This is a genomic window from Streptococcus mitis (genome assembly GCF_019929545.1).
GTDB classification, from domain to species: domain Bacteria; phylum Bacillota; class Bacilli; order Lactobacillales; family Streptococcaceae; genus Streptococcus; species Streptococcus mitis_BU.
On sequence record NZ_JAHZPT010000004.1, the window covers coordinates 62728 to 74889 of the forward strand.

Here is a 12162-nt window from a genome sequence, read left to right on the forward strand (position 1 = left end):
CTGATTTCAAGTAAAATCAGGATTTTTTCATGGATGCAATTTTTTCTGGGTCTGGTGTGACACGGAGGGTCTTTTGTCCTGTGTAAGTGACAAAGCCTGGTTTTCCACCAGTTGGTTTATTGAGTTTCTTGACTTCAATCATATCTACCTGCACCAGATTTGACAGGCGTCCTTGAGAGAAGTAGGCGGCCAGCTCTGCTGCGTCTGTCTTGACTTCATCAGATGGGTCAAGATTGCCTGAGATGACAACGTGGCTTCCAGGAATGTCCTTGGCATGGAACCAAAGTTCCTCCTTGCGTGCCATTTTAAAGGTTAGTTCCTCATTTTGCAGGTTATTGCGTCCGACATAGATGATGGTTTTGCCATCGCTTGCTAGATATTGTTCTGGTTTTTTACGTTTCTGAATTTTTTCTCGCTGTCTTCTGCGGATAAAACCTGTTTGAATCAATTCTTCACGGATTTCAGCGATTTCTTCCAGTCCAGCTTGGTTGAGGACGGTCTCCACACTTTCCAGATAGAGAATGGTTGCCTTTGTTTCTTCAATCAGATCAGTCAAGTATTTGACAGCTTCTTTGAGTTTCTGATACCGTTTAAAATAGCGTTGGGCATTCTGGTTGGGAGTCAGAGCCTTATCAAGCGCAATCGTGATAGGTTGGTTGGTATAGTAGTTGTCTAGGATAACCTGGTCTTGGTCGTTAGGCACTTGGTGGAGGAAGGTTGTCAGCAATTCTCCTTTTTGGCGAAATTCTTCAGCATTGTCTGTTGCTAGTAACTCTTTTTCCTGTTTTTTTAGCTTATGTCGATTTTTTTGAAGTTCATTTTCAACACGACGAATGAGTTCACTGGCTTGCTGTTTGACACGGTCGCGCTCAGCCTTGTCCTTATAGTAGGTGTCCAACAAATCAGAAAGACTGGCAAAAGGCTCTCCCACTTGATTTGCAAAAGGAACTGGACTGAAGGAAGTCTCAGTCAAGCATGGCTTGGTTTCTTGATTGAAAAAGTTTCGGAAAGTGGAAAGTTTTTCACTAACCAGTATGCTTTCCAATTCATTTGCCGTATCGCGTCCTAGACCTTGAAAGAGGATTTGAAGGTTCTTAGTTGTCGTTTCCTGTGTTTGCAGGATTTCAAAGAGTTTCTCGTCCTTGATAGTAAAAGGATTGAGAGATTCCGTACTTGGCGGAGCGATATAGGTCGATCCAGGAAGCAAGGTACGGTAGCTATTTTGTGAAAAGCCAACATGTTTGATAACTTCGAGGATTTTATGACTGCTTTTATCGACCAGTAGAATATTACTGTGTTTCCCCATAATTTCGATAATCAAGGTAGCCTGAATATGGTCTCCAATCTCGTTTTTATTGGAAACTGTCATTTCCACAATACGGTCATTTTCCACTTGCTCAATCGACTCAATCAGGGCACCCTGCAAATATTTTCTCAAAACCATGATAAAAGTGGAAGGTTGAGCTGGATTTTCAAAAGTCGTTTGGGTCAGCTGAATGCGTCCAAAAACTGGATGGGCAGAAAGGAGCAGGCGATGGCTTTGGCGATTGCTACGGATTTGCAAGACCAACTCTTGTTCAAAAGGCTGATTGATTTTCTGGATGCGACCGTTCACTAACTCTCTTCGCAATTCCTCAACCATGTGGCGTAAAAAAAATCCGTCAAATGACATCGTTCTCTCCTTGTGATTGTATTCCATAGTATTATATCAAAAAGGTAGAATAAAATCATGGAAATATGGTATAATAAAGCCAAGTAAAGAGAAACGAGAAGCACATGTATATTGAAATGGTAGATGAAACTGGTCAAGTTTCAAAAGAAATGTTGCAACAAACCCAAGAAATTTTGGAATTTGCAGCCCAAAAATTAGGAAAAGAAGACAAGGAAATGGCAGTTACCTTTGTGACTAATGAACGTAGTCATGAACTTAATCTGGAGTACCGTGACACAGATCGTCCGACAGATGTTATCAGCCTTGAATACAAGCCAGAGTTGGAAATTGCCTTTGACGAAGAGGATTTGCTTGAAAATCCAGAATTGGCAGAGATGATGTCTGAGTTTGATTCCTATATTGGGGAACTGTTCATCTCTATTGATAAGGCTCATGAGCAGGCCGAGGAATACGGTCACAGCTTTGAGCGTGAGATGGGCTTCTTGGCAGTACACGGCTTTTTACATATCAATGGCTATGATCACTACACTCCGGAAGAAGAAGCGGAGATGTTCGGTTTACAAGAAGAAATTTTGACAGCCTATGGACTCACAAGACAATAAACGAAAATGGAAAAATCGTGACCTGATATCCAGTTTAGAATTTGCCATCACAGGAATTTTTACTGCTATCAAGGAAGAACGCAATATGCGAAAACATGCAGTAACGGCTCTTGTAGTCATTCTTGCAGGTTTTGTTTTTCAGGTGTCACGAATCGAATGGCTCTTTCTCCTATTGAGCATTTTCTTGGTAGTAGCCTTTGAAATTATCAACTCTGCTATTGAAAATGTGGTGGATTTGGCCAGTCACTATCACTTTTCCATGCTGGCTAAAAATGCCAAGGATATGGCGGCTGGCGCGGTATTAGTGGTCTCTCTTTTCGCAGCCTTAACAGGCGCATTGATTTTTCTCCCACGAATCTGGGATTTATTATTTTAAACAGTAAGAGGAAATTATGACTTTTAAATCAGGCTTTGTAGCCATTTTAGGACGTCCCAACGTTGGGAAGTCAACCTTTTTAAACCACGTTATGGGGCAAAAGATTGCCATCATGAGTGACAAAGCGCAGACAACGCGCAACAAAATCATGGGAATTTACACGACCGATAAGGAGCAAATTGTCTTTATCGATACACCAGGGATTCACAAGCCAAAGACGGCCCTTGGAGATTTCATGGTTGAATCTGCCTATAGTACCCTTCGTGAAGTGGATACCGTCCTTTTTATGGTACCTGCTGATGAGGCGCGTGGTAAGGGAGACGATATGATTATCGAGCGTCTCAAGGCTGCTAATGTACCAGTGATTTTGGTGGTGAACAAGATCGATAAGGTTCACCCAGATCAGCTTTTGTCTCAGATTGATGATTTCCGTAATCAGATGGACTTCAAGGAAATTGTACCAATCTCAGCTCTTCAAGGGAATAACGTCTCTCGTCTAGTGGATATTTTGAGTGAAAATCTAGATGAAGGTTTCCAATATTTCCCGTCTGATCAAATTACAGACCATCCAGAGCGTTTCTTGGTTTCAGAAATGGTTCGCGAGAAAGTCTTGCACCTAACTCGTGAAGAGATTCCGCATTCTGTCGCAGTAGTTGTGGATTCTATGAAACGAGATGAAGAGACAGACAAGGTTCACATTCGTGCAACCATTATGGTCGAGCGTGATAGTCAAAAAGGAATTATCATCGGTAAAGGTGGTGCTATGCTTAAGAAAATCGGTAGCATGGCCCGTCGTGATATTGAACTCATGCTAGGAGACAAGGTCTTCCTAGAAACCTGGGTCAAGGTCAAGAAAAATTGGCGCGATAAAAAGCTAGATTTGGCTGACTTTGGCTATAATGAAAAAGAATACTAAGTAGAGGTGGGCTCATGCCTGCTTCTTGTTTTTACAGAAGGAGGACTTATGCCTGAATTACCTGAGGTTGAAACTGTTCGTCGTGGCTTAGAAAAATTGATTTTGGGTAAGAAGATTTCGAGTATAGAAATTCGCTATCCCAAGATGATTAAGACAGATTTGGACGAGTTTCAAAAGAAAGTGCCTGGTCAAGTTGTTGAGTCAATGGGACGTCGTGGTAAATATTTACTTTTCTACCTGACAGACAAGGTCTTGATTTCCCATCTGCGGATGGAGGGCAAGTATTTTTACTATCCGGACCAGGTTCCTGAACGCAAGCATGCCCATGTTTTCTTTCAGTTTGAAGATGGTGGCACGCTTGTTTATGAGGATGTTCGCAAGTTTGGTACTATGGAACTCTTGGCGCCTGACCTTTTGGAAGCCTACTTTCTTTCTAAAAAACTAGGACCTGAACCAAGCGAACAAGACTTTGATGTGCAGGTCTTTCAAGTAGCTCTAGCTAAGTCTAAAAAGCCTATTAAATCCAATCTTTTAGACCAGACTTTGGTAGCTGGACTTGGCAATATCTATGTGGATGAGGTTCTCTGGCGAGCTCAGGTTCATCCGTCTAGACCTTCCCAGACTTTGACAGCAGCAGAAGCGACAGCTATTCATGACCAGACCATTGCTGTATTGGGACAGGCTGTTGAAAAAGGTGGTTCCACCATCCGAACTTATACCAATGCCTTTGGGGAAGATGGAACCATGCAGGATTTTCATCAAGTCTATGACAAGGCTGGTCAAGAATGTGTACGCTGTGGTACCATCATTGAGAAAATCCAACTAGGTGGACGAGGCACCCATTTTTGTCCTCAGTGCCAAAGGAGGGGCTGATGGGAAAAATCATTGGAATCACTGGGGGAATTGCCTCCGGTAAGTCAACCGTGACAAATTTTCTAAGAAAGCAAGGCTTTCAAGTAGTGGATGCCGACGCAGTCGTTCACCAACTACAGAAACCTGGTGGTCGTCTGTTTGAGGCTCTAGTCCAGCACTTCGGGCAAGAAATTATCCTTGAAAACGGAGAACTTAATCGCCCTATCCTAGCTAGTCTTATCTTTTCAATTCCTGAAGAACAGGAATGGTCTAAGCGAGTCCAAGGAAAGATTATCCGTGAGGAACTAGCTACATTAAGAGACCAGTTGGTTCAGACAGAAGCTATCTTTTTCATGGATATTCCCTTGCTTTTTGAGCAGGACTATGCCTCTTGGTTTAATGAGACTTGGTTGGTCTATGTGGATCGAGATATCCAAGTAGAACGTTTAATGAAAAGGGATCAGCTATCCAAGAATGAAGCTGAGTCTCGTCTGGCAGCCCAGTGGCCTTTAGAAAAAAAGAAAGATTTGGCCATCCATGTTCTAGACAACAATGGAAATCAGGATCATCTTCTTACTCAAGTGCGTATCCTTCTTGAGGGAGGTAGCTAAGATGACAGAGATTAACTGGAAGGATAATCTGCGCATTGCCTGGTTCGGTAATTTTCTGACAGGAGCCAGTATTTCTTTGGTTGTGCCCTTTATGCCCATCTTTGTGGAAAATCTAGGTGTTGAGAGCGAGCAAGTCGCTTTTTATGCAGGATTAGCTATTTCTGTCTCTGCTATTTCAGCGGCGCTCTTTTCTCCTATCTGGGGAATCCTTGCTGACAAATACGGTCGAAAACCCATGATGATTCGTGCTGGGCTTACCATGACGATCACTATGGGAGGCTTGGCCTTTGTCCCAAATATCTATTGGCTAATCTTTCTTCGTTTATTAAACGGTGTATTTGCGGGTTTTGTTCCCAATGCAACGGCCTTGATAGCCAGTCAGGTTCCCAAGGAGAAATCAGGTTCTGCCTTAGGTACTTTGTCTACTGGAGTAGTTGCAGGTACTCTAACTGGTCCCTTTATTGGTGGCTTTATCGCAGAATTATTTGGCATTCGTACTGTTTTCTTACTGGTTGGTAGTTTTCTATTCTTAGCTGCTGTTTTGACTATTTGCTTTATCAAGGAAGATTTTCAACCAGTAGCCAAGGAAAAGGCCATCCCAACAAAGGAATTATTTACATCAGTTAAATACCCCTATCTCTTGGTCAACCTCTTTCTGACCAGTTTTGTCATCCAATTTTCAGCCCAATCAATCGGCCCTATCTTAGCTCTGTATGTACGCGACTTAGGCCAAACAGAGAATCTTCTTTTTGTCTCTGGTTTGATTGTATCCAGTATGGGCTTTTCCAGTATGATGAGTGCAGGAGTCATGGGAAAGCTAGGTGACAAGGCGGGCAACCATCGCCTCTTGGTTGTAGCCCAGTTTTATTCAGTTATCATCTATCTCCTCTGTGCCAATGCCTCTAGCCCCTTTCAACTAGGACTTTATCGTTTCCTCTTTGGATTGGGAACCGGTGCCTTGATTCCCGGAGTTAATGCCCTACTCAGCAAAATGACTCCCAAAGCCGGCATTTCGAGGGTTTTTGCCTTCAATCAGGTATTCTTTTATCTGGGAGGTGTCGTTGGGCCTATGGCAGGTTCTGCAGTAGCAGGTCAATTTGGCTACCATGCAGTCTTTTATGCGACAAGTCTTTGTGTTGCCTTTAGTTGTCTCTTTAACCTTCTTCAATTTCGAACATTATTAAAAGTAAAGGAAATCTAGTGCGAGTAAAAATTAATCTCAAATGCTCCTCTTGTGGCAGTATCAATTACCTAACCAGTAAAAATTCCAAAACCCATCCCGACAAGATTGAGGTTTTAAAGTATTGTCCCAAGGAAAGAAAAGTAACCCTACATCTTGAATCTAAGTAGATTTTATGGTAAAATAATAAGGATTTTAAGGAGTTTGATATGTATAACCTATTATTAACCATTTTATTAGTATTATCTGTTGTGATTGTGATTGCGATTTTCATGCAACCAACCAAAAACCAATCCAGCAATGTATTTGATGCCAGCTCAGGTGATTTGTTTGAACGCAGTAAAGCACGTGGTTTCGAAGCTGTAATGCAGCGTTTGACAGGGATTTTAGTCTTTTTCTGGCTAGCCATTGCCTTAGCATTGACGGTATTATCAAGTAGATAAGAAAATAAAGGGCAGGACTAGGTCTTTGCCTCTTTTTATTTTAAAAAGATATTTTAGAAGGTTTTACAGTAAAAGAAAATTAAAAAATCTAGAAAGAAAATATGAAAGATAGAATAAAAGAATATTTACAAGACAAGGGAAAGGTGACTGTCAATGACTTGGCTCAGGTTTTGGGAAAAGATAGGTCCAAGGATTTTCGTGAGTTGATCAAAACCTTGTCCCTAATGGAAAGAAAGCACCAGATTCGCTTTGAAGAAGATGGCAGTCTGACCTTGGAAGTTAAGAAAAAACATGAGATTACTCTCAAGGGGATTTTTCATGCCCATAAAAATGGCTTTGGCTTTGTCAGTCTAGAAGGAGAAGAGGACGACCTTTTCGTAGGAAAAAACGATGTCAACTATGCTATTGATGGTGATACTGTTGAGGTCGTGATTAAGAAAGTCGCTGACCGAAACAAGGGAACTGCTGCCGAAGCCAAGATTATCGATATCCTAGAACACAGTTTGACAACCGTTGTCGGACAAATCGTTCTAGATCAGGAAAAACCCAAGTATGCTGGTTACATCCGTTCAAAAAATCAGAAAATCAACCAACCGATTTACGTTAAGAAACCAGCTCTAAAACTAGAGGGAACAGAAGTTCTTAAGGTCTTTATCGACAAATATCCAAGCAAGAAACATGATTTCTTTGTAGCGAGTGTTCTAGATGTGGTTGGGCATTCAACGGATGTCGGAATTGATGTTCTTGAGGTTTTGGAGTCTATGGACATTGTCTCAGAATTTCCAGAGGCTGTTGTTAAGGAAGCAGAAAGTGTGCCTGATGCTCCGTCTCAAAAAGATATGGAAGGTCGTCTAGATCTAAGAGATGAGATTATCTTTACCATTGATGGTGCTGACGCCAAGGACTTGGACGACGCAGTTCACATCAAGCCTTTGAAAAATGGAAATATCGAACTCGGAGTTCACATCGCAGATGTTTCTTATTATGTAACTGAGGGCTCTGCCCTGGACAAGGAAGCCCTTAACCGCGCGACTTCAGTCTATGTAACAGACCGCGTGGTGCCAATGCTTCCAGAACGACTGTCAAATGGCATCTGCTCTCTCAATCCTCAAGTTGACCGTCTAACTCAGTCAGCCATCATGGAGATTGATAAACATGGTCGTGTAGTCAACTACACCATCACACAAACGGTTATCAAGACCAGTTTTCGTATGACCTATAGCGATGTCAATGATATCCTAGCAGGTCACGAGGAGAAGAGACAAGAATATAAGAAAATTGTTCCAAGTATCGAACTCATGGCTAAGCTCCATGAAATTTTAGAAAACATGCGTGTGAAACGTGGAGCACTCAATTTTGATACCAATGAAGCGAAGATTTTAGTGGATAAACAGGGTAAGCCTGTTGATATCGTTCTTCGTCAGCGTGGCATTGCCGAGCGCATGATTGAGTCTTTCATGTTGATGGCCAATGAAACAGTTGCTGAGCATTTTAGTAAGCTGGATTTGCCTTTTATTTATCGAATCCACGAGGAGCCCAAGGCTGAAAAGGTTCAGAAGTTTATTGATTATGCTTCGAGCTTTGGCTTGCGCATTTATGGGACTGCCAGTGAGATTAGCCAGGAGGCCCTCCAAGACATCATGCGTGCTGTTGAGGGAGAGCCTTATGCGGATGTATTATCCATGATGCTTCTTCGTTCTATGCAGCAGGCTCGCTATTCGGAGCACAATCACGGGCATTATGGTCTAGCGGCTGATTATTACACTCACTTTACTAGTCCGATTCGTCGTTATCCAGACCTTCTTGTTCACCGTATGATTCGGGATTACGGCAGTTCTAAGGAAATAGCAGAGCATTTTGAGAAAGTGATTCCAGAGATTGCGACCCAGTCTTCCAATCGTGAACGTCGTGCTATAGAAGCTGAGCGTGAAGTCGAAGCCATGAAAAAGGCTGAGTATATGGAAGAATACGTGGGCGAAGAGTATGATGCAGTTGTGTCTAGCATCGTTAAATTTGGTCTCTTTGTCGAATTGCCAAACACAGTTGAAGGCTTGATTCACATCACAAATCTACCTGAATTTTACCATTTCAATGAACGTGATTTGACCCTGCGTGGGGAGAAATCGGGTATAACCTTCCGTGTAGGTCAGCAAATCCGTATCCGAGTTGAAAGAGCCAACAAGATGACGGGTGAAATTGATTTCTCATATATCCCAAGTGAGTTTGATGTAATTGAAAAAGGCTTGAAACAGTCTAGTCGAAATGACAGAGGGCGTGGTTCAAGTCGTCGTTCAGATAAGAAGGAAGATAAGAGAAAATCAGGACGCTCAAATGATAAGCGCAAGCATTCACAAAAAGACAAGAAGAAAAAAGGAAAGAAACCCTTTTACAAGGAAGTAGCTAAGAAAGGAGCCAAGCATGGCAAAGGGCGAGGGAAAGGTCGTCGCACAAAATAAAAAGGCGCGCCACGACTATACTATCGTAGATACGTTAGAGGCAGGAATGGTCCTGACTGGAACTGAAATCAAGAGTGTACGAGCAGCTCGAATCAATCTCAAGGATGGCTTTGCTCAAGTGAAAAATGGAGAAGTTTGGCTGAGCAATGTTCATATCGCGCCTTACGAAGAGGGAAATATCTGGAACCAGGAACCTGAACGCCGTCGCAAACTCTTGCTCCATAAGAAACAAATTCAAAAATTGGAACAAGAGACCAAAGGGACAGGGATGACCCTGGTTCCCCTTAAAGTCTATATCAAAGATGGCTATGCCAAGCTCCTTTTAGGCCTAGCTAAAGGGAAGCATGACTACGATAAACGGGAGTCTATCAAACGACGTGAGCAAAACCGCGACATCGCGCGCGTGATGAAAGCTGTTAATCAGCGATAAAAAGAGGAATGAAGATGGAAAAACTAGTTGCCTATAAACGCATGCCTTTGTGGAATAAACAAACTATGCCAGAGGCTGTTCAGCAGAAACACAACACCAAGGTTGGGACTTGGGGGAAAATTACTGTCTTGAAGGGAGCTCTCAAGTTTATTGAATTGACAGAGGATGGTGAGGTTCTAGCTGAACACCTATTTGAAGCAGGGGCTGACAATCCCATGGCACAACCACAAGCCTGGCACCGAGTGGAGGCTGTAACAGACGATGTAGAATGGTACTTGGAATTTTATTGTAAACCTGAGGATTATTTCTCTAAAAAATACAATACTAATCCTGTTCATTCAGAGGTCCTAGAGGCTATGCAGACAGTAAAACCAGGGAAAGCCTTAGATTTGGGCTGTGGTCAGGGCCGTAACTCTCTCTTTCTTGCACAGAATGGTTTTGATGTGACAGCTGTAGATCAAAATGAATTGGCCCTTGAAATCTTACAAAGCATTGTGGAGCAAGAAGATTTGGACATGCCTGTTGGTCTCTACGATATCAATTCAGCCAGCATTGGGCAAGAATATGATTTAATCGTATCAACTGTTGTTCTCATGTTTCTACAAGCGGACCGTATTCCAGCTATTATTCAAAATATGCAGGAGAAAACCAGTGTTGGTGGTTACAATCTTATCGTTTGTGCTATGGACACGGAGGATTATCCTTGCTCTGTGAACTTCCCATTCACATTTAAAGAAGGAGAATTGGCAGACTATTACAAGGACTGGGAATTGGTTAAGTACAATGAAAATCCTGGCCATCTTCACCGTCGCGATGAGAATGGCAATCGTATTCAACTACGCTTTGCGACCATGCTAGCTAAGAAAATCAAATAAACATGAATGAAGATTAGGAATTTTCCTGATCTTTTTTCTTTTTTACGAATAGATAAGATAGAAGAATTGACAAAAATACGCATTATAAGTATAATTTTAGCTAGAAAGGTGACCATACATGCCAATCACAGGTAAGGAAATGGTAAAATTAGCTCTTGTAAATGGATGGATTGAAGTTCGTAAGAGAGGAAGTCATCATCATTTTAAGAAAGAAAGGGTCTCCTATCTTGTCACTATTCTAGTTCACGGTAATGAGGATTTAGGAAAAGATCTATAGAGAAAAATATTAAAAGATTTGGGATTATAGTTGATTTGGAAATTGTGGAGGTGTATTATGCTAAAATCTTATCCTGCTATTTTTCATAAAGAAGGCACTGGGTATTGGGTTGAATTTCCTGAATTTGGAGGCGGGACTGAAGGAGCAACGATTGAACTTGCAATGAAAAATGCTCGGGAAATGCTTGAGAGTGTTTTAGCTTCTTATATTGATGAAGGACTGGCTTTGCCTACTCCTAGTGACATTGCTGAGTTGAAAGCTCCTGATGGATTTGTGACTTTGATTCAGGTCAATCCCTTGCCTTTCGTAAAGAATAATAAAGCGATTCGAAAAAATGTTACGGTTCCAGAGTGGCTAGTCAGACTTGCAGATCGTGAGAAAGTGAACTATTCTGAAGTGTTGACACAAGCTCTTGAAAGTCGCTTGCAACTCTAAAATTATAGAGTGATGAAGATTAGGAATTTTCCTGATCTTTTTTCTTTTTTACGAATAATATAGAAAAGGAGGGAAATCATGTTTGTTGCGAGAGATTCTAGGGGAGAATTGGTAAATGTGTTAGAGGATAAGCTTGAGAAGCAAGCATACACCTGCCCAGCTTGTGGAGGTCAGCTTCGTTTGCGTCAAGGACCAAGTGTCCGGACCCATTTTGCTCACAAAACCTTAAAAGATTGTGATTTTTCCTCTGAAAATGAAAGTCCAGAACATCTGGAAAATAAGGAAGTCCTTTATCACTGGTTGAAAAAAGAGGCCGAGGTGCAATTAGAATACCTGCTTCCAGAGCTTAAACAGATTGCGGATGTGTTTGTAAATGGCAACCTAGCTTTAGAGGTTCAATGTAGTCCCTTGCCTCAAAAAGTTCTTAAAGAGCGTAGCGAGGGCTATCGTAGTCAGGGTTACCAAGTACTGTGGTTGTTGGGAGAAAAACTGTGGCTCAAGGAGCGTTTGACTCGTCTGCAAGAAGGTTTTCTCTATTTCAGTCAAAACATGGGCTTTTATGTTTGGGAAGTAGACAAGGAAAAACAGGTTTTAAGGCTTAAATATCTCATCCACCAGGATCTCCGAGGCAGACTCCATTATCAAATCAAGGAATTTCCCTATGGTCACGGTAGTCTACTGGAGATATTACGGATTCCCTATAAGAAACAAAAAATATCTAGTTTTAGTGTTTCTCAGGATAAGGACATCTGTAGTTATATCCAACAACAACTCTATTATCAAAATCCCTTTTGGATGAAAGAACAAGCAGAAGCCTATAAAAAGGGAGAAAATCTCCTGACTTACGGGCTAAAAGAATGGTATCCACAAATTCGACCACTAGTAGGAAATTTTTGCCAAATTGAGCAAGATTTGACTCGCTATTATCAGTATTTTCAAACCTATTATCAAGAAAATCCTCAAAATGATTGGCAAAAGCTCTATCCACCAGCCTTTTATCAGCAATATTTCTTGAAAAATATGGTAGAATAGAAAGG

At 41.7% G+C, this 12162-nt stretch carries 15 protein-coding genes; 14 read left to right on the forward strand and 1 reads right to left on the reverse strand.

Features of this window, described 5'->3' with window-relative positions; all coding sequences use genetic code 11:
* Positions 1 to 16: 16 nt before the first annotated feature.
* Positions 17 to 1672, reverse strand: a complete 1656-nt coding sequence (pavA, locus tag K1I71_RS02350; RefSeq protein WP_223330117.1) for an Rqc2 family fibronectin-binding protein PavA — start codon at positions 1670 to 1672, stop codon at positions 17 to 19.
* A 104-nt stretch (positions 1673 to 1776) separates the two neighbouring features.
* Here pavA and ybeY point away from each other — a divergent pair, with 104 nt between their 5' ends.
* The 14 genes from ybeY to K1I71_RS02420 all read left to right on the forward strand — a co-directional run bounded on the left by ybeY (position 1777) and on the right by K1I71_RS02420 (position 12157).
* Positions 1777 to 2274 carry an rRNA maturation RNase YbeY gene (gene ybeY / locus K1I71_RS02355; protein WP_125457983.1) on the forward strand — a complete coding sequence of 166 codons (498 nt, stop codon included), beginning with the start codon at positions 1777 to 1779 and terminating at the stop codon, positions 2272 to 2274.
* Positions 2255 to 2650 carry a diacylglycerol kinase family protein gene (locus K1I71_RS02360; RefSeq protein ID WP_000378157.1) on the forward strand — a complete coding sequence of 132 codons (396 nt, stop codon included), beginning with the start codon at positions 2255 to 2257 and terminating at the stop codon, positions 2648 to 2650. The genes ybeY and K1I71_RS02360 overlap by 20 nt, the downstream gene beginning before the upstream one ends.
* A gap of 16 nt (positions 2651 to 2666) precedes the next feature.
* Positions 2667 to 3566, forward strand: coding sequence for a GTPase Era (gene era / locus K1I71_RS02365; protein ID WP_033686630.1), 900 nt, complete (start codon positions 2667 to 2669; stop codon positions 3564 to 3566).
* A gap of 48 nt (positions 3567 to 3614) precedes the next feature.
* Positions 3615 to 4439: a DNA-formamidopyrimidine glycosylase gene (gene mutM / locus K1I71_RS02370; protein WP_045606340.1), complete on the forward strand. Its 825-nt coding sequence runs from the start codon at positions 3615 to 3617 to the stop codon at positions 4437 to 4439.
* A complete protein-coding gene (gene coaE / locus K1I71_RS02375; RefSeq protein ID WP_004254662.1) occupies positions 4439 to 5029 on the forward strand; it encodes a dephospho-CoA kinase in 591 nt (196 codons plus the stop codon). The genes mutM and coaE overlap by 1 nt, the downstream gene beginning before the upstream one ends.
* Position 5030: 1 nt before the next feature.
* Entirely contained in the window at positions 5031 to 6230 is a 1200-nt protein-coding gene (locus tag K1I71_RS02380; protein WP_045606341.1) for a multidrug efflux MFS transporter PmrA, read from the forward strand.
* A complete protein-coding gene (rpmG, locus tag K1I71_RS02385) occupies positions 6230 to 6379 on the forward strand; it encodes a 50S ribosomal protein L33 (RefSeq protein ID WP_001809104.1) in 150 nt (49 codons plus the stop codon). The genes K1I71_RS02380 and rpmG overlap by 1 nt, the downstream gene beginning before the upstream one ends.
* 39 nt (positions 6380 to 6418) lie before the next feature.
* Positions 6419 to 6652, forward strand: coding sequence for a preprotein translocase subunit SecG (gene secG, locus K1I71_RS02390; protein WP_000282517.1), 234 nt, complete (start codon positions 6419 to 6421; stop codon positions 6650 to 6652).
* Between the two features lie 101 nt (positions 6653 to 6753).
* On the forward strand, positions 6754 to 9108 hold the full coding sequence (gene rnr / locus K1I71_RS02395) for a ribonuclease R (protein ID WP_223330118.1): 2355 nt from the start codon (positions 6754 to 6756) through the stop codon (positions 9106 to 9108).
* Positions 9071 to 9538: an SsrA-binding protein SmpB gene (gene smpB, locus K1I71_RS02400; protein WP_001051750.1), complete on the forward strand. Its 468-nt coding sequence runs from the start codon at positions 9071 to 9073 to the stop codon at positions 9536 to 9538. The genes rnr and smpB overlap by 38 nt, the downstream gene beginning before the upstream one ends.
* Before the next feature lie 14 nt (positions 9539 to 9552).
* A complete protein-coding gene (gene tehB / locus K1I71_RS02405; RefSeq protein WP_223330119.1) occupies positions 9553 to 10413 on the forward strand; it encodes an SAM-dependent methyltransferase TehB in 861 nt (286 codons plus the stop codon).
* A 118-nt stretch (positions 10414 to 10531) separates the two neighbouring features.
* A complete protein-coding gene (locus K1I71_RS02410; RefSeq protein ID WP_033686625.1) occupies positions 10532 to 10690 on the forward strand; it encodes a type II toxin-antitoxin system HicA family toxin in 159 nt (52 codons plus the stop codon).
* A gap of 57 nt (positions 10691 to 10747) precedes the next feature.
* Positions 10748 to 11125 carry a type II toxin-antitoxin system HicB family antitoxin gene (locus K1I71_RS02415; protein WP_033686624.1) on the forward strand — a complete coding sequence of 126 codons (378 nt, stop codon included), beginning with the start codon at positions 10748 to 10750 and terminating at the stop codon, positions 11123 to 11125.
* 78 nt (positions 11126 to 11203) lie between these two features.
* Positions 11204 to 12157 carry a competence protein CoiA gene (locus K1I71_RS02420; protein ID WP_223330120.1) on the forward strand — a complete coding sequence of 318 codons (954 nt, stop codon included), beginning with the start codon at positions 11204 to 11206 and terminating at the stop codon, positions 12155 to 12157.
* Positions 12158 to 12162: the final 5 nt, after the last annotated feature.